The 21,113-nt window shown below is 43.1% G+C and carries 21 protein-coding genes and 1 other RNA gene; 11 read left to right on the top strand and 11 right to left on the bottom strand.

Annotation, left to right across the window (positions count from 1 at the left end; genetic code table 11):
- Nucleotides 1-15: 15 nt before the first annotated feature.
- Both A0256_17455 and A0256_17450 read right to left on the bottom strand, forming a co-directional pair.
- The gene (locus A0256_17455; GenBank protein AMR33074.1) at nt 16-1,140 is read right to left on the bottom strand and encodes a magnesium and cobalt transport protein CorA; all 1,125 of its coding nucleotides are present in this window, start codon (nt 1,138-1,140) and stop codon (nt 16-18) included.
- Nucleotides 1,141-1,752 (bottom strand): hypothetical protein, encoded by a 612-nt coding sequence (locus tag A0256_17450; protein ID AMR33073.1) that lies wholly within the window; start codon nt 1,750-1,752, stop codon nt 1,141-1,143.
- Nucleotides 1,753-1,792: 40 nt separating this feature from the next.
- Here A0256_17450 and A0256_17445 point away from each other — a divergent pair, with 40 nt between their 5' ends.
- Together A0256_17445 and A0256_17440 are read left to right on the top strand one after the other, a co-directional pair.
- Nucleotides 1,793-2,677 carry a lauroyl acyltransferase gene (locus A0256_17445; protein AMR33072.1) on the top strand — a complete coding sequence of 295 codons (885 nt, stop codon included), beginning with the start codon at nt 1,793-1,795 and terminating at the stop codon, nt 2,675-2,677.
- Complete coding sequence (locus tag A0256_17440; protein ID AMR33071.1) at nt 2,674-3,777, top strand: glycosyl transferase family 2; 1,104 nt, start codon at nt 2,674-2,676, stop codon at nt 3,775-3,777. The genes A0256_17445 and A0256_17440 overlap by 4 nt, the downstream gene beginning before the upstream one ends.
- Nucleotide 3,778: 1 nt before the next feature.
- Here A0256_17440 and A0256_17435 read toward each other — a convergent pair whose 3' ends face one another.
- Both A0256_17435 and A0256_17430 read right to left on the bottom strand, forming a co-directional pair.
- Nucleotides 3,779-6,202: a hypothetical protein gene (locus tag A0256_17435; protein ID AMR33070.1), complete on the bottom strand. Its 2,424-nt coding sequence runs from the start codon at nt 6,200-6,202 to the stop codon at nt 3,779-3,781.
- Nucleotides 6,203-6,455: 253 nt separating this feature from the next.
- The gene (locus A0256_17430) at nt 6,456-6,884 is read right to left on the bottom strand and encodes a 3-dehydroquinate dehydratase (GenBank protein ID AMR33069.1); all 429 of its coding nucleotides are present in this window, start codon (nt 6,882-6,884) and stop codon (nt 6,456-6,458) included.
- Nucleotides 6,885-6,924: 40 nt separating this feature from the next.
- Between A0256_17430 and A0256_17425 the strand changes: the two genes are divergently transcribed.
- Complete coding sequence (locus A0256_17425; GenBank protein ID AMR33068.1) at nt 6,925-7,824, top strand: tyrosine recombinase XerD; 900 nt, start codon at nt 6,925-6,927, stop codon at nt 7,822-7,824.
- A 7-nt stretch (nt 7,825-7,831) separates the two neighbouring features.
- Here A0256_17425 and A0256_17420 read toward each other — a convergent pair whose 3' ends face one another.
- Nucleotides 7,832-8,743 (bottom strand): hypothetical protein, encoded by a 912-nt coding sequence (locus A0256_17420; GenBank protein ID AMR33067.1) that lies wholly within the window; start codon nt 8,741-8,743, stop codon nt 7,832-7,834.
- 18 nt (nt 8,744-8,761) lie between these two features.
- On the opposite strand from A0256_17420, the gene A0256_17415 reads away from it, so the two are divergent.
- From A0256_17415 to A0256_17405, 3 genes are read left to right on the top strand one after another with little or no spacing between them, the layout of a single operon-like run.
- Nucleotides 8,762-9,814, top strand: a complete 1,053-nt coding sequence (locus tag A0256_17415; GenBank protein AMR33066.1) for a bifunctional diaminohydroxyphosphoribosylaminopyrimidine deaminase/5-amino-6-(5-phosphoribosylamino)uracil reductase — start codon at nt 8,762-8,764, stop codon at nt 9,812-9,814.
- Nucleotides 9,814-10,677: a transporter gene (locus A0256_17410; protein AMR33065.1), complete on the top strand. Its 864-nt coding sequence runs from the start codon at nt 9,814-9,816 to the stop codon at nt 10,675-10,677. The genes A0256_17415 and A0256_17410 overlap by 1 nt, the downstream gene beginning before the upstream one ends.
- Complete coding sequence (locus A0256_17405; GenBank protein ID AMR33064.1) at nt 10,677-11,291, top strand: thymidylate synthase; 615 nt, start codon at nt 10,677-10,679, stop codon at nt 11,289-11,291. Before A0256_17410 ends, A0256_17405 begins: the two co-directional genes overlap by 1 nt.
- Before the next feature lie 96 nt (nt 11,292-11,387).
- On the opposite strand, the gene A0256_17400 is transcribed toward A0256_17405, so the two are convergent.
- The 4 genes from A0256_17400 to A0256_17385 form a co-directional block, all read right to left on the bottom strand.
- Nucleotides 11,388-12,767, bottom strand: coding sequence for a Fis family transcriptional regulator (locus tag A0256_17400; protein ID AMR34604.1), 1,380 nt, complete (start codon nt 12,765-12,767; stop codon nt 11,388-11,390).
- A gap of 208 nt (nt 12,768-12,975) precedes the next feature.
- Nucleotides 12,976-13,361, bottom strand: an RNA gene (gene rnpB, locus A0256_17395) — RNase P RNA component class A.
- A 128-nt stretch (nt 13,362-13,489) separates the two neighbouring features.
- Nucleotides 13,490-14,419, bottom strand: a complete 930-nt coding sequence (locus A0256_17390) for a hypothetical protein (GenBank protein ID AMR33063.1) — start codon at nt 14,417-14,419, stop codon at nt 13,490-13,492.
- A gap of 32 nt (nt 14,420-14,451) precedes the next feature.
- On the bottom strand, nt 14,452-14,967 hold the full coding sequence (locus A0256_17385; protein ID AMR33062.1) for a hypothetical protein: 516 nt from the start codon (nt 14,965-14,967) through the stop codon (nt 14,452-14,454).
- Nucleotides 14,968-15,337: 370 nt separating this feature from the next.
- On the opposite strand from A0256_17385, the gene A0256_17380 reads away from it, so the two are divergent.
- The 5 genes from A0256_17380 (at nt 15,338) to A0256_17360 (ending at nt 20,315) form a co-directional block, all read left to right on the top strand.
- The gene (locus A0256_17380) at nt 15,338-16,327 is read left to right on the top strand and encodes a cyclic pyranopterin phosphate synthase MoaA (GenBank protein AMR33061.1); all 990 of its coding nucleotides are present in this window, start codon (nt 15,338-15,340) and stop codon (nt 16,325-16,327) included.
- 15 nt (nt 16,328-16,342) lie between these two features.
- On the top strand, nt 16,343-17,536 hold the full coding sequence (locus A0256_17375) for a molybdopterin molybdenumtransferase MoeA (GenBank protein AMR33060.1): 1,194 nt from the start codon (nt 16,343-16,345) through the stop codon (nt 17,534-17,536).
- A 149-nt stretch (nt 17,537-17,685) separates the two neighbouring features.
- A complete protein-coding gene (locus A0256_17370) occupies nt 17,686-18,120 on the top strand; it encodes a cyclic pyranopterin monophosphate synthase accessory protein (protein ID AMR34602.1) in 435 nt (144 codons plus the stop codon).
- Nucleotides 18,121-18,658: 538 nt separating this feature from the next.
- The gene (locus A0256_17365; protein AMR34603.1) at nt 18,659-19,279 is read left to right on the top strand and encodes a molybdenum cofactor guanylyltransferase; all 621 of its coding nucleotides are present in this window, start codon (nt 18,659-18,661) and stop codon (nt 19,277-19,279) included.
- Nucleotides 19,269-20,315, top strand: coding sequence for a thiamine biosynthesis protein (locus A0256_17360; protein ID AMR33059.1), 1,047 nt, complete (start codon nt 19,269-19,271; stop codon nt 20,313-20,315). The genes A0256_17365 and A0256_17360 overlap by 11 nt, the downstream gene beginning before the upstream one ends.
- A 44-nt stretch (nt 20,316-20,359) precedes the next feature.
- Here the strand turns inward: A0256_17360 and A0256_17355 are convergent, their stop codons facing one another.
- Both A0256_17355 and A0256_17350 read right to left on the bottom strand, forming a co-directional pair.
- Entirely contained in the window at nt 20,360-20,779 is a 420-nt protein-coding gene (locus A0256_17355; GenBank protein AMR33058.1) for a molybdenum cofactor biosynthesis protein MoaE, read from the bottom strand.
- A gap of 2 nt (nt 20,780-20,781) precedes the next feature.
- On the bottom strand, nt 20,782-21,024 hold the full coding sequence (locus A0256_17350) for a molybdopterin synthase sulfur carrier subunit (protein ID AMR33057.1): 243 nt from the start codon (nt 21,022-21,024) through the stop codon (nt 20,782-20,784).
- Nucleotides 21,025-21,113: the final 89 nt, after the last annotated feature.

Genomic DNA, 21,113 nt, shown 5'->3' with positions numbered 1-21,113 from the left:
GCTGCATATGGCTCTTTATAGCTTGTTGAACCAGCCTTTTTTCCAGAAAATAAAAAGCAGGCCCGCGCCGATGCTAAACATTAGCAAAAGCGCATACACGTACCCATGCTGTATGTATAGCTCAGGCATATTGTCGGGGATTATTTTCCCATGTGCATCTTCGCGGCTAAAATTCATGCCGTAAACACCTGCAATGAACGTCAGCGGGATAAAGACAACCGAGATAATGGTCAGCACTTTCATGATCTCATTCATGCGGTTACTTACCATGCTGAGATAAAGATCGATAATGCTGCTGGTTACCTCCTTGTAGCTTTCTACCATATCCATCGCCTGGATACAATGGTCGTACGCATCCCGCAAGTAGATTTTTACATCCTTGGTGATCAGATCGTTTTCACTGCGGATCATATCATTGATCTTATCTCTCTCCGGCCAGCAGGAGCGGCGGATGATGATCAGCGTGCGTTTTAATTGCTGGGCATCAAACATGATGCTTTTATCAGCACTTTGATAAAGTTTATCTTCTATACTGTCAATTTTATCCCCGATTTGGGAAAGGGCGACGAAATAATTATCCAGAATAGTATCGGTAAGTGCGTAAAATATGTAGCCCGGGCCGCCTGTGCGGATAATGCCCTTGCCTGCTTTAAGCCTAACCGTTACCGGCTCAAAATAATCTATATAGCTTTCCTCAAAACTGATGATAATATTATCTTTAACGATGCCGCTAAACTGGCAATTCACCAATTCGTTCTCTTCGTTAAAGTAAATAATGCGGCTGGTGCCAAATACGTATCCTTCGTATTCATCAAATTTAGGGCGCTGGTGGGTATTTACAATATCCTCCAACACCAGCAAGTTGACGCCCATAAAGGTGCCGATATCTTCAATCAGCCGGGCATCGCCGATGCCGTTTATTTTTATCCAGTGCGTATGGTTGCTGCAGGTTTTAAATTGCTCGGTGATAGTTTTCATATCAGAGCCTTCCCTGGTTTGCAAGTCATCATCGTTAAAAGAGTAGATGACTATTTTGGGCTTTAAGGCATCGTCTGGAATATTGATAGTGCCCGGCCTGGCGCCAACAGCATTATTATGTTTACGATGTTTAAACTTTACGCGTTTGCCGTTATTAGTCATTTACAAATAATTTATTGCTTGCGGGCCCTGGTTAAAAAGTAAATCAACAATACTTTGATTTTTTAAAAAGCCAAGGCGTTCATCAAAAACCTGAAAATAAGGCTTTTGTTCGGTATCCTTTACGTTTTTAGCACTCATGCTGTAACGCAGATCTATCAGGTTTGGGTACTCGGTTTCGTAGGTTTCTGTAAATTGCAATGGCATTTTGATTTTTAACAAACGCAATAGCAATTCCATCATTTGGAGGTTATAATCAAATAGATATTCAAAATGATTTTCAAAAAAAGGGGCAAAATCATCCTCGTAATATTCAAAATAAGCCGACCGCCGGTAACAGGCCTGTAGACTGAGCCAGTGCAGGCGCTGCCATTTGAAATCGTAGCTTATTTGCACGTCCTTAGTTTTGGTGTGATTTTTTGATCCTTTTGACACCGGAACAGTAAGGGTCAGCGAACCATCGGGAGAAGAAATATTAGTCCTGTTGCGATATGTTTGCTTTGGGAAATGTTCTTCCTTTTCTATCAGGATGTTTGGCCTGTATTTATTTAGCTGTGTAAAATACGCTACTGGCGGTAAATAGAACATAGGTAAAACAGCACCATTCTCAATCATATATATTTTTTATGTTTGTGCCACAAAATTGCTTAAAATAATGTTAAAAAAGGCGGCGGATGGTATAGGTATATTTTTTTGGTACCTGTTTTCCTTATTGCCTTTCTGGTTTCTCTACCTGGTTTCGGATGTTTTATACCTTATTATCTACTACCTGCTTAAATACAGACGGCGGGTTGTAACAGATAATCTCAGAAATGCTTTCCCTGATAAAACGGACCCCGAACGCCTGAAAATTGAAAAGCTCTATTATAAATATATGGCCGATCTGCTGGTTGAGACCTTCAAGATGATCAGTATAAACGAAAAAGAATTGCGGAAACGCATGCACCTGGTAAATCCTGAAATTGTTGGTCATTACTTTAAACAGGGTAAAAGCATAATTGCAGCTGCTGGTCATTATGGTAATTGGGAAATGTCGGCCCTGGCTTTTGGTATGCTCACCTCAAATAAAACCATTATTGTTTACAAGCCACTTTCCAACCCAACGTTTGACGCCTTTTTAAATAAGCAACGGGCGAGGTTTGGCTCCATGCTGGTGACCATGAAGCAAACCTTGCGAACGATGATTGCGCTAAAGGATGAACTTACCGTAAGCGTTTTGGCTTCAGACCAAACACCTGTAAGGCATGAAATCACTTATTTTACTACTTTTTTAAATCAGCCTACGGCGGTATTCTTAGGTATAGAAAAGATAGCGAAAATGACCGACGCCGCAGTTGTATTTTACCGGATAGAGCGGGTTAAAAGGGGTTATTATACTTACGAGCTTATCCCGCTGATTGATCATCCAAAAGAAACAGCGCAATATGAGATTACCAATACGCATGTAGCCTATCTGGATAAGCAAATTAAAGAAACACCTCAGTATTGGCTTTGGAGCCATAGACGCTGGAAATATAAGCCCGAGGATTTAAACCGATGATGCCAATGCCCAAAGTAGCCGTTGTGATATTAAACTGGAACGGCCTCAAATTTCTCAAACAGTTTCTGCCCTCCATTTTAGCATCGTCATATCCTAACATGCAGATCATTGTGGGCGATAACGCGTCTACAGATGAATCTATCCTATTTTTGCAATCGAAATATCCTGCTGTGCGGTTAATCAAAAACAAAGAGAATTATGGCTTTACAGGGGGCTATAATCGGGTTCTTGCACAGGTAGAGGCAGACTATTATGTTTTGCTAAACTCCGATGTGGAGGTTGCGCCCGATTGGATAGAGCCGGTAATTAGCCTGATGGAAAGCGATGACCTCATCGCAGCCGCCGGGCCTAAGCTAAGATCTTTTGCACAAAAAAACCACTTTGAATATGCCGGAGCTGCAGGTGGTTTTATTGATCGTTTTGGTTACCCATTTTGCCGCGGTCGTATTTTTGATGAGCTGGAAGAAGATAAAGGACAGTACGATATGCCTGGCGAGATCTTTTGGGCTTCGGGCGCGGCATTGTTTATAAAAAAGAAATATTGGGATGCTGCCGGTGGATTTGATGAAACCTTTTTTGCGCACATGGAGGAAATTGACCTCTGCTGGCGTTTAAAAAATATGGGGTTCAAAGTGATGTATTGCCCGCAATCCACCGTTTATCATGTTGGCGGTGGCACTTTAAATGCCGAAAGCCCATTTAAAACATATCTTAATTTTCGCAATAACCTGTTGTTGCTGAAAAATAACCTGCCTGCCTGGAAGGCATTCTGGGTGATCAGCATTCGTTTTTGGATGGACCTGTTAGCTCTGGTCAAATTCCTGGCAGATGGTAAAAGTAAAAATGCGTGGGCCATCAGCAAAGCGCATCAGAATTTTGTGAGGCAGTTGTTTAGTCGTAAAGGTGGAAAGTCCGAAAGACGGAAAGACGGTAAGACCGAAAGTCGGAAAGACGAAAAGAGGGAAGTCGTACCAGAATATCGCCTGTCAAATCTCAAAGCTAGGGTCTTAACCGGCTTTTATACCCGCAGTATCGTTTGGGATTTCTTTGTGGCCAAGAAAAAGAAATTCACCGACCTCCCAAAAGATAGTTTTCATTAGTCTACTTTCCTGGTGTGGTGGTCGCTTGATCCGCCCCCGGCAAAACCGTATCAGTTACATCCGTATTGGTAGCTTGTGCAGGTTCGCCCACAGGTTTTTTATTGTTGGCTATGATCTCGGCTTCCTTGTTAGATAGCGTAACGTGCAAGTCTCGCTGCGGAAATGGAATCTCAATACCTTCTCTGGCAAATGTGGTATAAATATCATACAACACATTGCTCTTTAGTGATAACCAGGTTGTGATATCTGCTGCCCAAAACAACAGCCTGAAATCTACCGAGTTCTCATTGAGATTATGCAGAAATACTAAGGGGGCCGGGTTAGTCATAATATCTTCACGGTGACTGATCAAACCACTTAACAGTGCTTTCACTTTTTCAATATCAGACCCATAGGCAACTCCAATGATCAGCTCTATTCTGCGGTTGTTGTTGCTCAGCGTCCAATTAATTACGTGATGCGATATCAGATCGCCGTTGGGGATGATCACTTCGGCACCATCGCTCGTAGCGATTTTGCTGCTTCGGATCCCGATCTCCATGATCGTTCCACTGCGGTTGTCTACCTCAATAATGTCACCAATCTCTATCGGTTTTTCAAACGCCAGGATCAGTCCGGAAACAAGGTTATTTACTATATTTTGTAAACCAAAACCAATACCGATACCAAACGCACTGATAATGATGGTGATCTTATCTAAGGGAAAGCCGGAAGCTGTAACCGCTAGTAAAAAGCCAACGGAAAAAACACCCAGTTTGATGAGCAGGGTAGAAGTACGGTTCTTTTTCTTCAGTATATCGATATCGGTCGTAGTTTTTCCCGCCACTTCATACAGATAGCTGATGATCCGCGCTGCAACAGACGATAGCCATATCACAGCTATAAAGATGATAATGCTTTGAAAAGTAAATTGAGTGGCCGTGCCGCCCAGGCTGCGGCTTTCGGTTAAAAAGGTTTTTATGTAGCTAAAAACGGCATCTTCAACACTTAGATTCTGTGTTAACATGATCAGCCATAGCACACTTGCCAAAACATTCAATATACTGCGAAATTTGGTCTGCAGCATTTTGAAATCTATAAAAGAACTTAAGCTATTGCTGTTTTTATTTGCCTCCAGTTGCATAAAAAGGCTTTGCATCAGAATTTGTACCAGGTAGTACATACCCAGTGCCAGCCAAAGATTATAAACCGCTGTTACACTTATGATTTTGGCAAGAGTCACCCGCCCAAATACGTTACATAAAAAAGCAATAATGAGCAGGCCTATAAAAATTTTGAGTACTATGCCAGTATGGCGAATATAATCATCAGGCTCGGCCTTAACCACTTCCAGGAATTTGATGGTGATGTAAATAGTAGCCGCCGTTAGGAGTAGAACGATAATCCTATCGGTATTGCTTACTTCAACAAATAAATTACTGAAACTGTATCCAATTGTAATCCAGAATAGAAGATTAATGAATTTAAACAGCTTTTGCGGACAGGTAGCCCTAACCAGCAAAAGAATTGAGGCCGTTAAAACGGTAAAAAATATTTCTAACACCACAACGGGCGGGTGGTCGTAAAAATTGGGCCAGATTGCGAAGGCTATTATTAGCGACGATATTAGAGGATACAACGCAACGTACTTTGCCTGGCCAAATACCGTATGAGGCGATTCTTTAATACGTAAAAGCTTGCGACGGTTCGTGTAGATCCAGGTATAAAAAAACACGAGGATCAATAAACCTGCGAAATGGATCAGTGGATCACGCCCTACAAAAAAACTAAGCAATTTTGTGTTCATCTGCCAGGTTTTTGTAAGGGCGCTACCAAACGTACTTTCGGGGTTACTATCCCATTGCCAAATCGGGTTATATTCATTTGACAGCGCCTGAATGCCAAATTCACGGATCTTCAGATCTATCTGGTCTTTCAGGTCAATCAGCGAAATATATACAGATGCGGTTCTGTTTTGCAGCAAACCAATTTTTAGCAAAAGCTTTTTATTGCCCGCATCCAAGCGTTTATACTTACTATCTATTGCAATTTTTTGAATAAGGAAAGACGTTGCAAGACTGCTATCAGCAGGTACCATCTTGAGGGCGGGATCCTTAGCCATTGAGCCCAGCTCGGTCTGATTTTGCTGAAGTTTAACGTTGATATCGCTCAGGCGTTCCTGCCACAGATCAAGCTGGTCGTCGCTGCGGGTAAGGATATCCCGAATGGCGTAGAGGTAGCGCAACGTACTACTACGATCATTGTCTATCAAAGTTTTAATAAGACCGATCCGCTTTTCAAAACCCGGGAGTTGTGTACTGATGTCAACTGTATCAACATTACGGGCAAGGCTTGTTTTTATCTGGTTGAAAGATGAAGTATAATACTCCACTCTTTGCAGTAGATTATTAATGGATGTATCGGATTTTTTAAAACTCCGCATCATAGAATCTCGCCGAATGATGGATTGGCGGAGTGAATCACGTATGCTTATTTTTCTTTTAGCCGATTGTGCTGATGCATTTGTTCCAAGTACCGTGCTCAGGAGCAGGAGTAAGGGGAGTATCCTAAAAATTTTAGCCATTTTATATATCAACCGGTTATTGAATTTCGGATGGAGGTCAGTTTATATTAAGTCTTATTAATATTTTTTTTAACCTTCATTCATTTAAAAAAATCCAGGCAAATTGGATTGCGGGTCAAGTCTGATAATCTAATAGCAGACTTTCTATCGCCAACCTGTAAGAGTGCATACCGAAACCCGCTATAACACCCTTGCAGCTGGCTGCCAGCATAGAAGTATGTCTGAATTCTTCCCGCTTATATACGTTAGAAATATGAACTTCGATTGTCGGCGTTTTAATTCCGGCAATTGCATCTGCAATGGCTATGGAAGTATGCGTGTAGGCACCGGCATTCAGCACAATGCCATCACTATTAAAGCCAACTTCGTGCAGTTTATTTATAATTTCGCCTTCAACATTACTTTGGTAGTAATTAATGGTGATGTTTGAAAAATGGCTTTGCAATTCTTTTAAATAGTCCTCAAAACTTGCGTTGCCGTAAATGGATTTTTCACGTACACCAAGCAGGTTTAAATTTGGGCCGTTTATAATTTGTATATTCATTTGTTCAAATTTAAGTATAAAACATTAAAACAAAAATCTATTGAACTGGGCCTCGGCAATAAAGGGTTTTAAGGCTTATCTCAAACTGGAGCGAAGCCTTGCCGCAAATTCTATAGAAGCATACACAAGAGATTTAGATAAACTTTATCAATATGCTGAATTTCAAATAGATAAAAAATCACCTAAAGATTTTTCTTTAACAGATTTGCGGGCTTTTATCGCTTGGATCAATGAATTGGGCATGATTCCTTCTACGCAGTCAAGGATAATTTCGGGCATTAAGGCTTTCTACAAATACCTGTTAATGGAAGATTATATCGTATCTGATCCTTCCGAATTATTGGAAACCCCCAAGATTACCCGGAAACTACCGGACACATTGAGCGTTGAGGAAATTAACAAAATGATCGCAGCTATTGACCTTTCACGCCCGGAGGGCCCGCGCAACAAAGCCATGCTGGAAGTACTGTATGGCTGTGGGCTGCGGGTATCAGAACTAACGGAACTAAAGCTATCAAATCTTTTTACCGAAATAGAATTTATTAAAGTTACAGGCAAGGGCAGTAAGGAACGATTGGTGCCCATAGGCGGCGAGGCTATCCGGGCGTTAAAGATCTGGATAGAATTGGTACGTGTACATGTGCCTGTTCAAAAAGGGGAGGAAGATCTAGTGTTCCTTAACCGCAGAGGGAAACGATTAAGCAGGGTATACGTTTTTTTGATGATAAAAGAATTGGCTGAATTTACCAATCTGAAGAAAAATATCAGTCCGCACACATTCAGGCATTCATTTGCAACGCACCTCGTAGAAGGTGGCGCCGATTTGCGCGCCGTACAGGAAATGCTGGGTCATGAAAGTATTACCACTACAGAGATCTATACGCATTTAGATAAGCAGTTTTTGAAAAGTACCATTATTGCTTTTCATCCCCGTAACTAATTTGGCTTCACCCAACGTCGTTTTTAGTATAACGGGGTTTTGTAGCCTTGATCATCCGGTCTCGTCCGCTTAAATCTTGTTTTAGCGCTATGTCCGTAAAGCCGCTATCGTTTAGTAGTGCAACTGTTTCTTTGCCAAATGCTTCGTTAATTTCAAAAAACAATAAGCCATTATCAGAAAGGTATTGTAACGCAAAATCAGCTATAACCCGGTAAAACAGCAATGGGTCATCCTCGGGAACAAACAATGCTGAGTGTGGTTCAAAATCTGTAACGTTGGATTGCATCAATCTTTTATCAGCAAGTGTAACATAGGGTGGATTGCTAACGATGATGTCGAATTTTGATTGATGAATTGCCGATTTGATTTGCAAAATATCTGCAAGGATAAAATTCACATCTGCTTCATTGATCACCGCATTTTGCATAGCCGTACGTAGAGCGTCCGGGGATATATCAATGGCAGATACGGTTGCAAACGGCATATTTTTCTTGATGCTGATGGCAATACAACCACTCCCGGTACCAATATCTAATATCGCCGGATGCTGGTTGCTAATTGCTGATTGTCCGTTGGAAGCTGATAACACCCATTGAACAAGTCCCTCCGTTTCAGGTCGGGGGATAAGCACCGCCGGGTTGACTAAAAAGGGGAGACCGTAAAACTCCGTATTGCCCAAAATATATTGAACCGGTTTACCAGTTTTAAGTTCTTTCAGCATCAGGGGAAGTTTTTCAAGAGCCCCAGCAGGGACATCATCCTCCGGAAATGCCTTTATTTTTGCACGCGACAGATCGCATATCTCGCTCAGCAACATAAGGGTTATGGCTTCAGTTTCCTGTGATCCATAAAGCCCATCAAGCTCCCGGTGAAAATTGAGGAATACATCCTTAATAGTTTTCATGCAACAAAGTAACATAAAACCTACTTTTGTAGCATGCCACAACACCAAATATATATGCGTCGCTGCCTGGAGTTAGCCGCCTTAGGTGCAGGATCGGTAAGCCCTAACCCGATGGTGGGCTCGGTGATTGTACACAACGGTAAGATTATTGGTGAAGGTTACCACCGCAAATATGGCGAAGCACACGCGGAAGTTAATGCTGTTCAAATGGTGATTAGTAGCCACCAAAATCATGCGGAGTTGTTGGCGCAGTCTACAATTTACGTATCATTGGAACCCTGTGCGCATTACGGCAAAACGCCGCCCTGCGCCGATCTTATCATTAAGCATCAAATCCCGAAAGTGGTGGTAGGCTGCCGCGATCCATTTGCTCAGGTAGACGGTAAAGGAATTGAAAAGTTAATTGCCGCAGGAATAGAAATTGTTACAGGTGTGCTGGAGGAGGAATGCCAATGGCTCAACCGGCGTTTTTTTACGCGGGTGCAAAAGCAAAGGCCCTACATTATTTTAAAATGGGCGCAAACTGCCAACGGCTTTTTTGCTCCTGCGGATGGCAGCCAATACTGGATCACAGGCCCCGAAGCTAAAAAATTGGTACACCGGTGGCGGGCAGAAGAGGATGCAATACTTGTGGGCAGGATCACCGCGCTTGTAGATAATCCCCAACTTAACGTGCGGCTTGCAGAGGGAAAATCTCCAAAACGTATTGTAATAGACCGAACACTGGAACTGAGTGAACAGCTCAATATTTTTGATGGCACCACCGAAACCCTGATTTTTAACGAAATTAAAACCGACATCATCGGCAATCTAAAGTATATCGCACTGGAAAACTTTGATCATTATTTACCGCAGTACATCATGTATCAATTGTATATGCAGGATATCCAGTCGGTTATTATCGAAGGCGGAGCAAACACACTAAATTCGTTTATAAAGGATGGATTATGGGATGAAGCGCGTATTTTTACCGGGTGGAGTGTTTTAACCGATGGCGTACCGGCACCAAGGGTAAGTGGTACTAATGGCGGCACATCTGTCGTAGGTGCCGATCAACTACAATTATTTTATAATAGGCCTAACTGATGTTATACGTTTTTTTAAGTGTTTGCTGCAGTATTGTGGTATCGGTATTACTTAAACTGGCACGCCGGTACAGTATTCATATATTCCAGGCCATTACCTGGAATTATCTTATGGCCATAGCGCTGACCTGGTTCTTTTTTAAGCCACAATTGCAAACGCTACAGGCACCGCCAGTAACTTTGTATGTTGCGGTGGGTGTATTGCTTCCCCTTATATTTTTAATAATGGCATCATCGGTACGAATTGCTGGTATAGTGCGTACGGATGTGGCACAAAGGTTATCACTATTTATACCGTTATTAGCTGCCTTCCTTTGGTTTGGTGAACCTGTTACCCCACTTAAGATTATCGGAATGGTCATAGGGATTGCCGCAATATTATGTTCCATCCCCTGGCAAAAACAAACAGCCAACCGCAAGGTAGTTAGTAATGCCTGGATTTACCTCGTGGTTGTTTTTTGTGGATACGGCGCTATTGATATCCTGTTTAAGCAGGTTGCGGCTTTTAAAGCTGTACCCTACACCACTTCGTTATTTCTCATCTATATCCTGGCATTATTAATTGCTCTTAGTGGTTTGTGCTACCAGGTTGTTTCGAAGAAGGTAAGGATCTCCTGGCCGCACATTATGTTCGGCCTGATATTGGGTGTAGCTAATTTTGGTAACATTTTGTTTTACTTAAAGGCGCACCAGGCTTTATCAGCAAATCCATCTGTTGTGTTTTCTGCCATGAACATAGGTGTTATTACTGCGGGTGCTATTGTTGGGCTGGTTGTGTTTAAGGAAAGGCTCAGCCTTTTAAACAAAATTGGCATCGGATTGGCAATCATCGCTATTGTTATCATTACCTACGCTAAACATTAATGCTGTTCGACGATACTTATAAAACCATTATCGCCCCTGCTGAGGGCCTTTTTAGTGACCGTGGCAGCAAGTTTTTGGCCTATGCCTATCCAATTAGCTCGGATAGCGAAATTAAGCCGATAGTGGCCCGGTTAAAAGCGCTTCACCCTAAAGCAAACCATCATTGCTGGGCCATCCGATTGGGTGTCGACCGGTCTGTATTTCGTATGAACGACGACGGCGAGCCATCAGGCACAGCCGGCCGGCCAATTTTAAATACGCTGCTGTCTAAAGACCTTACTAATATATTGGTTGTAGTAGTACGTTATTTTGGAGGTACTTTACTCGGCGTGCCGGGATTGATCAATGCCTACAAGTTAACAACCGAAGCTGCATTATCGCAGGCAGCAATTATAGAAAAAACCGTTAACGATATTTATACCATCATCTTCGGCTACGCGCAAATGAATGATGTGATGCGTATCATAAAAGAGAACCACTTAGCGGTTTTAGAACAAACGTCTGAATTAAATTGCAGCATCAAATTTTCGGTGCGTAAAACGCAGGTTGAACAGGTGATGAGTAAACTAAATAAACAGAACGGCGTGAAGGTAACCTATAACTATAGCGGATAGCACTATTTCGCTACTGCTCAGCATTCGTTTACAGAAATAAAAAAGGCTGCCAATTTTAAATCTGGCAGCCTTTTCAATTTGTTTTGAACGCTATTATTATTCCCCGCGTTTCAATCCGAACTTCTCTATTTTACTGTATAAATGGCTTCGCTGAATGTCAATATCATCTGCCGTTTTAGATACATTCCAATTATTTTTTTCCAGCTTGAACTTGATGTATTCGCGTTCTGCAAAATCTTTGTATTCCTGGAAGTTTGTAAACTGATCAAAATCGGTTTGTGGGGCCGCAGCGGCAGTTGCAGTGATGGCAACCGGTGCCGATGGATTGGCAAATGCCTTTACATCACCGTCGGTGATCGTTTTATCACTCAGGATAATCAGGCGTTCAACCATATTACGCAATTCACGGATGTTACCAGTCCATGGCAGGGCTTTTAGTGCCTCCAAAGCTGAATCGGAGATCCGTTTCGTTGGCATACCATACTCGTTACAGATCTCATCCAGAAACGCCTGGGTAAGTAGGGCAATATCATCGCGGCGTTCGGTAAGCGGTGGTACGTGGATCAGGATAACGCTTAACCGGTGGTACAAGTCCATACGGAAGTTACCGGCCTCAATTTCCTTTAACAGATCCTTGTTGGTTGCCGCAACAACCCGAACATCTACATCTATTTCTTTTTCGCCGCCTACACGGGTAATTTTACTTTCCTGCAAAGCACGCAGCACTTTGGCCTGTGCCGACTGGCTCATATCGCCGATCTCATCCAGGAATAAAGTACCTCCACTGGCCGACTCAAATTTACCAATACGTTGTTTGATGGCGGAGGTAAATGAACCCTTTTCATGGCCAAAAAGTTCGCTCTCTATCAATTCCGACGGTATGGCCGCGCAGTTTACCTCGATAATAGGACCATTGCTGCGGTTAGATTTTTCGTGAAGCCAGCGGGCTACGAGTTCCTTACCGGCGCCATTTGCACCGGTAACCAGTACACGGGCATCGGTAGGTCCAACCCGCTCTATCGTTTCTTTTATTTTAACAATTGCCTGCGATTCGCCAAGAATAGGGCGAACCTTACTTACTTTGCGCTTAAGTACTTTAGTTTCAACAACCAAACTTCCGCGATCAAGTGCGTTACGTACGGTAATCAGCAGGCGGTTCAGATCCGGTGGTTTTGAAATGAAATCAAAGGCGCCTTTTTTACTGGCCTCAACGGCGGTTTCCACCGTGCCGTGGCCGGAGATCATAATGAATGGCAGATCGGGCTTTAGGTTTAAACCTTCAGTAAGCACTTCCATGCCATCCATGCGATTCATTTTAATATCGCAAAGGACCAGGTCATAATCATTTTTGCGAATCAGTTCAAGGCCGTCTACACCATTGTCTATATCGTCTACAGCGTAATCTTCGTATTCTAAAATTTCGCGCAGGGTATTGCGGATAGACCGCTCATCGTCAATTATTAAAATTTTTGCCATTTGTTTTTTTGAAACAGATTGTAGGTAAATATGTTTGCGGCTAATATAGAAAAATGTATAGTATTTTAAACAGTAATTTAATGCAGCAGGGATATCGAATAGCCGGTATGATACGATCATTGAGCGGTTCGTCCCGGTTTAACTATTGTATTTACTCAACAAATCGCCATCACTTCCAAGAAAAAAACCCCTCCGGAGAGGGGTTTAATACAGCTGCAAACCTGTAAGCCGGGTTCTGTACTCCCCGTGGGGAATTTCTATCATTAATCTGGCCCTGCCGTTGCCGGCAGGTTCTATCAACCTACCCATTCTGACGTTTCGCCGTAGGCGAAAGGCGGGAGCGAGCAGCTCCACTTTCAGAACCTATTTGGTTTTTCAACTCCTGAGGTTTACCGCGATCCCGGTCGCCCGGAAAAGCCGTGAGCTCTTACCTCACGTTTTCACCCTTACCTCAACCGAAGCCAAGGCGGTATATTCTCTGTGGCACTTGCTGTCGCCCGCTGCGGGCGCCTTCCCGTTAGGAAGCAGGATGCTCTGCGTTGCCCGGACTTTCCTCCGCTCCCCGAGAGAAGCAGCGATAGAACGTTTTGCGCCGTAAAGATAAGGTTTTCCACGGGCTATTCAGGCTGTTTTGTCATCAATATCGCCCGTACATTCCAAATTGTAAAATACAAAAGCCCGCCCAAAAAATCGGGCAGGCCTTGCGGTTTAATCAATCAGCACTAAAGAACGTAAAAAACTTTTTGATCAGCCACCACTGGTTTGGCATGCGAAATATATTCCTCGTTGCTGTCATTCAGCATTTGTTTTAAATCGCGCTCAATGGTTTGTGATATGGCTGTTGTAGGCGTATCGCTTGGCCGGTTCTCAAACGGATCCTGCAGATGGATAGCCATTTTCTCTACCAATAAAAATGCAGCTGCTATAGCAATGATAAGCGGTACTTCAAAAATACCGAAGTATTCTATCATCCCAAAAGGCAGCAACGTTATAAAAAGATAAAGGCAAAAATGAATATACAAACTGTAAGTAGAGGGGAAAATGGTGTTCTTGATCCGCTCGCATTTACCCATCGCATCGCACAGGCGGACTAAAGTGGCGTCTATCTGCACTTGTTGGTAATCGTTAAGCCAGCCGTTCTTGTAAGCCAGTTGCAGGTCCAGGCCATGTAGTTTTAATAAACTGTTGGGCATATTAGTAAAACGCCGGCTATATTTTATCTCTTCTTCCACCAAAAAGTCTATGCTGCGGATATAGCCATTTTGCCCGCGCAAAGTTTGGCTAAGGCTGTAACACCAGCCAATTTGCCGTTTTACAAAGCGCTTAAGGAACTGGTTTTTTTCATGTGTGGAATCGCCTGCATCTAAAAATGTGATCAATTGCCTCGTTAACGACCTTGAATCATTTACAATCGCACCCCAAATACCGCGCGCCTCCCACCACCTGTCATACGCCTGGTTTGACCGGAAGGCCAGCAGTAACGATATGATGGTTGCAAGGATAGAAGGCACCGCAATGGGTATGGATATACGCAGCTGCGGAAAATAATGGTGAAAACCAGCTATTAGAAAGGCATAAGCAGCAACTAAAAACAGCTCTTTTTTTATTTTACCGAGAACATAGTTAACGGGGATATTATCTTTGAGTAACATAAGTGATGTATTTTGAGGTAATCAATTTAATTTTAAACCTCCAGTAGTTCCATATCTTGTAAGGTCTGCGGTACTGTAACTTTGCCTGGTTTTGTTGCAGCAGAATTTAATTGCGCAACAGGTGCAAGGCTAACCACCTTGTATTTACTCCGCTCCAGCAAAAGGTCTGGATCATAGCTCAAAGTGGTTAATTTTTCTATCTTGTAGTTGTTCAATTTGGCTATTTGCGTTATCTCCCGCGCTTCCAGGTAGTTTTTAAACACGGCTATAGTTGTTCCATAAAAGAATTCGGTTTGCAGGCACAAAATCTGATCAGCATACTGGCGTGATAACTTAGTGCACTCGTCCATAAATTCCTGCGTAATGAGTTCGCGCTCGCGGCTGCGGCGGGAGAGCATTAACAAATCAGTAATAGAATCTGATAGGCCCAGGAAATTCACCAGTACGATATTAAATTGTTGAGCCGGCTGTTGCTGCAATAAAGCAGGGATAACCTTTAATGATGTTAAGCTAAAATCTGTTGGGATTAAAATGTTTGTAGCTTTCATGGTGATGCGTTTTAATTGTTTGATACAATAATGGCGTACACTCATTAGAATGATATAAGAAACTTATTAGAATTTGATTAGAGTTTTATAATTATGAAATTTTCCAACAACTGATAGAGTGTAGAAGACTCAACATCATCTGAAGGCATCCAATCTGAGATCGGTTTAGTTTATTAATTGTTTGATAGTACAACATCATTCCAAATATTTAACGAGGCTTTGTAATGCTTTGATTTACTCCGTTTTTCAGTCATTGAGTCAACACTAGCCCGTGCAGTATTGGCAGCTATCAATAATCTAATTGTTATATTTGCTTCGTCTCCCAAACTATTGCCTGTTAAATATTGTTGTGTTTTAATAATTCAAGAACTTGTTATTAGATAATCACGGAAGAATAATAAATTACCTGCGTTTGGCAGTTACCGACCGTTGCAACCTGCGTTGTTTTTATTGTATGCCCGAAGAAGGCCTCAACTGGCTTAGTCGGGCAGAACTAATGACATATGAAGAAATGCTGCGGATTTGCGAGATCCTCGTTAAAATGGGTATCGAGAAAATTAGGATCACCGGCGGCGAGCCTTTCGTGCGCAAGGATCTGATGCAACTGCTCACTGCGCTTTCCAAACTAGAAGGGCTAAAAGAACTGAGCTTAACTACTAACGGTGTTTTAACAGCACCGCATGTGGCTGAACTTAAAGCTATAGGGGTGCATTCGGTAAACCTGAGTTTGGATACGCTTGATGCCAATCGCTTTTTTGCTATTACCCGCCGGGACGAGTTTGCCGATGTAATGGCAACGATGGAGCAGTTGCTTAAACATGATATTGAGGTTAAAATTAATACCGTTGTTATGGCGGGCAAAAATACACAGGACATTATCCCGCTGGTGGATTTAACCAGGGAATTGCCTGTAAGTGTTCGCTTTATTGAAGAAATGCCGTTTAACGGTGATGGGCACAGTTACAGCGGGGCAGTATGGGATTATGTAAAGATCTTTGAGGAGATCAGGAATAGCTACGCTGCGATTCAAAAAATTACTGATCCTTTGTATTCTACCTCATATAATTATAGCATTCCGGGTCACCAGGGCAGTATTGGGATCATTGCTGCCTACTCGCGTACATTTTGCGGCACCTGTAACCGCATCCGGATTACACCTCAGGGCACTTTAAAAAACTGCTTGTATGATGCAGGTGTAATGAACTTAAGAGACCTGATGCGAGAAGGTAAAAGCAATACTGCAATTGCCGATTCGTTGCATGCAGCATTCAATAAACGTGAAAAGGATGGTTGGGCAGCCGAGCGTAAGCGCATAGATAACCCCGACTTTCATGAATCTATGGCCACAATCGGCGGCTAACAAAAATTATTTAAAATGACAACGGTAGAAGAAGCCGAAAAAACTATACTCGGACAGCTCAAAGATTTCGGTACAGAAACGGTGCCCTTTGAGCAGGCCCTGAACCGCGTATTGGCGGAAGACCTGAAAGCCGACCGCGACTTGCCCCCCTATAACCGGGTGACGATGGATGGTATAGCCATATCGTACGAAGCCTTTGCAAGCGGTATAAATACTTTCGGCATTAAAGCAACACAAGCCGCCGGCGACGAGCCTGAAGGCACAGCTGAGCCGCGGGAGTGCATCGAGATCATGACAGGTGCCGCACTTCATGAATCGCTGGATACGATTGTTCGTTACGAAGACCTGAAGTTAAAAGATGGGCTTGCCACGATAATCAGCCCGAATGTTAAAAAAGCACAAAATGTACATTTTAAGGGAAAAGATAAACACGCTGGAGATGTGGTAGCTTTTGCGGGGCAAAAGATTACACCGGCCATCATTAGTCTTGCTGCATCAGTCGGTAAATCAGAAATAGATGTCAGGAAACTGCCCAGAATCATTATTATCTCTTCGGGAGATGAGTTAGTTGATGTGAGTGATACGCCGACAACCTACCAGATTCGTCGCTCCAATAATTACACTGTTAAAGCGGTATTGACTAACCAGGGCTTGTCTGCCGATATGATCCACATACCTGATGACCCTGATATTACCAAACAACAAATTCAAAATTGCCTTCAAAATTATGATGTGCTGCTTTTAAGTGGCGGCATCAGCATGGGCAAATTTGATTACATCCCGCAAGCTTTGGAAGCTTTGCAGGTTACAAAACTTTTTCACAAGGTAGCGCAGCGGCCCGGCAAACCATTTTGGTTCGGACGCCACAATGACGGTGCAATTGTATTTGCGTTTCCGGGTAACCCGGTTGCCACATTTATGTGCCTGCACCGCTATTGCCTGGCTTGGTTGAATGCTACTCTTGGGCTGCCGGAAAAAGAACCCGTTTATGCTGTTCTAGGGACTGATTTTAAGTTTTTACCACAATTAAAATATTTTCTCCAGGTTAAACTGAATTTTAATCAGCAGGGAAGCCTAGTAGCTACCCCGGTAGAAGGGAATGGCTCCGGCGATTTTGCTAACTTAGCAGATACAGATGCCTTTATAGAGTTGCCCGCAGAGAGAAATGAATTTGTGAAGGGAGAAGCCTTTAAGGTTTTGAGCTTTTAAAATAGAACAGCATGCGGTTTTAAAATATTGATTGTTTAATGAGTCGCCTCACCAAATATAGATAGTACAAATCTTTGCAATAAAAAGAATTTCAATAGGTGGAACAACAAAATAAATTAAGTCATCTGGATAAGCAGGACAATCCTACTATGGTTGATGTATCGGCAAAGCAGCCAACACACCGCACGGCTACCGCGCAAAGCATCGTGGTGTTGCCGGCTGAAATATTGGCTCATTTGGTGGACGGTGAGTTGCAAACAAAAAAAGGAGCGGTGTTTCAAACGGCGATCATTGCAGGCATAATGGCGGCTAAGAGGACGGGAGAACTGATTCCCCTTTGTCATCCGATAGGAATGGATAACTGCCAGATTGATATTCAGTTAAACAATAATAATGAAGTTGTAATAAATTGTACGGCTAGTATCACTGCTAAAACCGGAATAGAGATGGAGGCACTAGTTGGTGCGTCGATGGCTGCGCTCACCGTTTATGATATGTGCAAGGCCATGAGCCATGATATTGTAATAAAAGAAACCAAATTAGTTTCGAAAACAGGGGGTAAACGTGATTTTAAAAGAGCATAAAAAGCATACCGCTATTAACCGGCCTGCAAATGGCAGTTTTGCCCGTAATGAATGGGCAATCTTAGGAGCGCCGTGCTCGGTAATTAAGGAACTAGCAGATCTTATCATCAGTGCATTAGCGCCACAATATAAATGCGCTTATGCAGATACCTCGCATAACGATGATCTGATGCAGTTACCAGGCAGCATGGGCGTTGGCGCTGCATTAGAATATACCGATCAGATTAATTTTAGCCAATTAAACTACCAGGAACCACTTACCGTATTTCATCAAAGGGCTTTATTTGCCGGTATGGACCTGGTGCTGGTCAACGGCAACCACCAGCATGCTAAAGCCCAGGTGTTGATCATCGACAATCGTAAGAAGGTATCCTTGCAAAAAAAGGAGCGACAACTGACTAATGTCCAAATGATCATCCTTGCGGATGAAAGTGAAGAAATCTATGATTTCGTGAAGGAGGTGGTGCCTGAATGGCAACATTTGCCAACCTTTAAGCTGGCAGATACAGCACAAATCGTTGATTTTTTTCAGGCCGGAATTCAGGAGGCAACTCCCAAATTGAATGGATTAGTGCTTGCGGGTGGTAAAAGCCTCCGAATGGGTACCGATAAAGGAACTTTGGAATGGTTCGGTAAAGGGCAACGTTATCACATGGCCGATCTTTTGAATGTCCATTGTAGTGAAGTGTTCATTTCCTGCCGGGATGAGGGACAAATGCAGGAAATTGATCTGGAATATCAGTCTTTGATGGATACATTCACCGGTTTAGGCCCGTACGGAGCGATTTTGTCTGCCTTCCGCGAGCAGCCGGACGCTGCATGGCTGGTAGTTGCCTGCGATTTGCCGCTGATAGATGAGGCAACCCTGCTTAATTTACAGCGTAACCGCAATCCAACATATTTGGCAACAGCGTATCATAGTGCGGCAACCAACTTCCCGGAACCGCTGATAACCGTTTGGGAGCCAAAAGCTTACCCTGTTTTACTTCAATATTTGGCACAGGGATATTCTTGTCCGCGTAAAGTGTTGATCAACTCTGATATTCATCTCCTGGAGTTGCCGGATCAGGAAGTGTTGGCCAATGTCAACACACCCGAAGAAATGGAAAGAGTAAAACGGATCATCACCGAAAGATCGACCCCAGCAAATGCAGACTGAACTTTTACGATATAGTTGCCAGGTCAACCTCCCCGGGTTTGGCGAAGCTGCGCAACAGCGCATGCAAATGGCCCGCGTGCTTATTATAGGCGCCGGTGGATTAGGTTGTCCAGCTGCACAATACTTAGTATCCAGTGGCGTGGGCACTGTTGGTATTGCCGATTTCGATATTGTATCTGAAAGTAATTTACACCGGCAAATTTTATACAGTCCTGATGATATCGGTAAAAGTAAAGCACTCACCGCCTGCAAACGGCTTTCAGAACAAAATCCGGCTGTTACGCTGATTCCTATTACTAGTAAAATCACTTCGGATAACATTATACAAGTATTTGATTTTTACGATATTATAATAGACGGCACTGATAACTTCGATACCCGCTACCTGATCAACGACGCAGCTGTTTTAACAGGCAAACCAGTAGTTTATGGGGCAATTTATCAATACGAGGGCCAGGTTGCAGTTTGGAATCTAATAAACCAGGATGGCAGTCGCTCGCCGAATTACCGCGACTTGTACCCTGAAGTGGATGCCACACAGGTACCCAACTGTTCCGTTGGCGGAGTGATCCCCACGCTGGCCGGTATCATCGGTTGCATGCAGGCCAACGAAGTGATCAAATACATTACCCAAACCGGCGACCTGTTATCCGGGAAAGTTTTGCTATTTGATGCACGAAGTATGCAAAGCCGGGTGATCAAAATTGGTACCGTTACAAAAACTAATATCGTTGCTTTAACCCAAACCAACCCAGTTGCTACCATTACCGCTCAGGAGCTTTATCAGTTACAGGAAGCCGGCCGGGTGCAGTTGGTTGATGTTCGTACCTATCAGGAACGTGATCTGGACGATATTGGCGGAGACCATGTTCCGCTTGATGAATTGGAGGAAAATGTTTCTCAGCTTGATCCCGAAAAAACAACTGTTTTTTACTGTGCAACCGGAAAAAGGAGCGGGGAAGCTGTTAAATTGATCCGTAAGTTGAGGCCAGAATTAAAAGTCTTTTCGCTGGAGAATGGCATGGATCCTATCTAAAAAATAAAGTAACCGATTCCTGATCAAACTTGTAGTTGCATTGTTCAGGGATGCGCAGCCACCCAAACTTCTCCGTCTTCAAAAATCTCTTTTTTCCAAATCGGAACGGTTTGTTTAAGCGTATCGATTACATAGCGGCAAGCGTCAAACGCAGCATCGCGATGCGCTGCTGAGACAGCGATAACCACAGGCACTTCGCCAATTTGCAACACCCCGGTGCGGTGATGAATCAGTATTTTTTGCACGGGCCACCTGATAAAAGCTTGTTCACTTATTTTTCGCATTTCGTTGATAGCCATTTGGTTATAGGCTTCAAACTCAAGTTGCACTACGGGCTTTCCTTTCGTAGCATCACGAACGGTACCGATAAAAACATCTATTCCGCCAGACTGTGGCGACATGATCCAATCTATGCAGGATTGGATATTTAAAGGTTCGGTATGGATCTCTATTTGTGTGTTCATGCTTAGCCTCCGCTTACTGGGGGTATGATAGCGATCTCGTCGCGTTCTGTAATCACTGCTCCGTCCTCGGCGTACTCGTTATTTACAGCCACCAGGTAACTTTTCAATTGCTTTAGCCGGGGATAAGCTGCCTCCAGCTGATTTTTTAATCCGGCTGTAGTTGCGTTTTCAGGAAGCGTGCTTATAATGCTTTCTGCTCCAAAAATTTCCCGGGCAATGCCAAATGCAAGTATATTAATCTCCATAGCTTAATGATAGACAAATATGCGACAATCTTGTTTACAACTTAAATAATGCCCGGTGTTATTACATTTTCAGAACAAAGCGTAGTGGT

It is taken from the genome of Mucilaginibacter sp. PAMC 26640 (assembly GCA_001596135.1).
Lineage (GTDB): Bacteria > Bacteroidota > Bacteroidia > Sphingobacteriales > Sphingobacteriaceae > Mucilaginibacter.
This window is presented reverse-complemented; position numbering and strand designations above follow the sequence as displayed.

Excerpts from the sequence above, each read along its gene's own strand:
- A0256_17455 (AMR33074.1), bottom strand. The coding sequence starts at position 1,140 with ATGACTAATAACGGCAAACGCGTAAAGTTTAAACATCGTAAACATAAT.
- A0256_17450 (AMR33073.1), bottom strand. The coding sequence starts at position 1,752 with ATGATTGAGAATGGTGCTGTTTTACCTATGTTCTATTTACCGCCAGTA.
- A0256_17445 (AMR33072.1), top strand. The coding sequence starts at position 1,793 with ATGTTAAAAAAGGCGGCGGATGGTATAGGTATATTTTTTTGGTACCTG.
- A0256_17440 (AMR33071.1), top strand. The coding sequence starts at position 2,674 with ATGATGCCAATGCCCAAAGTAGCCGTTGTGATATTAAACTGGAACGGC.
- A0256_17435 (AMR33070.1), bottom strand. The coding sequence starts at position 6,202 with ATGATGCGGAGTTTTAAAAAATCCGATACATCCATTAATAATCTACTG.
- A0256_17430 (AMR33069.1), bottom strand. The coding sequence starts at position 6,884 with ATGAATATACAAATTATAAACGGCCCAAATTTAAACCTGCTTGGTGTA.
- A0256_17420 (AMR33067.1), bottom strand. The coding sequence starts at position 8,743 with ATGTTACTTTGTTGCATGAAAACTATTAAGGATGTATTCCTCAATTTT.
- A0256_17415 (AMR33066.1), top strand. The coding sequence starts at position 8,762 with ATGCCACAACACCAAATATATATGCGTCGCTGCCTGGAGTTAGCCGCC.
- A0256_17410 (AMR33065.1), top strand. The coding sequence starts at position 9,814 with ATGTTATACGTTTTTTTAAGTGTTTGCTGCAGTATTGTGGTATCGGTA.
- A0256_17405 (AMR33064.1), top strand. The coding sequence starts at position 10,677 with ATGCTGTTCGACGATACTTATAAAACCATTATCGCCCCTGCTGAGGGC.
- A0256_17400 (AMR34604.1), bottom strand. The coding sequence starts at position 12,767 with ATGGCAAAAATTTTAATAATTGACGATGAGCGGTCTATCCGCAATACC.
- A0256_17390 (AMR33063.1), bottom strand. The coding sequence starts at position 14,419 with ATGTTACTCAAAGATAATATCCCCGTTAACTATGTTCTCGGTAAAATA.
- A0256_17385 (AMR33062.1), bottom strand. The coding sequence starts at position 14,967 with ATGAAAGCTACAAACATTTTAATCCCAACAGATTTTAGCTTAACATCA.
- A0256_17375 (AMR33060.1), top strand. The coding sequence starts at position 16,343 with ATGACAACGGTAGAAGAAGCCGAAAAAACTATACTCGGACAGCTCAAA.
- A0256_17370 (AMR34602.1), top strand. The coding sequence starts at position 17,686 with ATGGTTGATGTATCGGCAAAGCAGCCAACACACCGCACGGCTACCGCG.
- A0256_17360 (AMR33059.1), top strand. The coding sequence starts at position 19,269 with ATGCAGACTGAACTTTTACGATATAGTTGCCAGGTCAACCTCCCCGGG.
- A0256_17355 (AMR33058.1), bottom strand. The coding sequence starts at position 20,779 with ATGAACACACAAATAGAGATCCATACCGAACCTTTAAATATCCAATCC.
- A0256_17350 (AMR33057.1), bottom strand. The coding sequence starts at position 21,024 with ATGGAGATTAATATACTTGCATTTGGCATTGCCCGGGAAATTTTTGGA.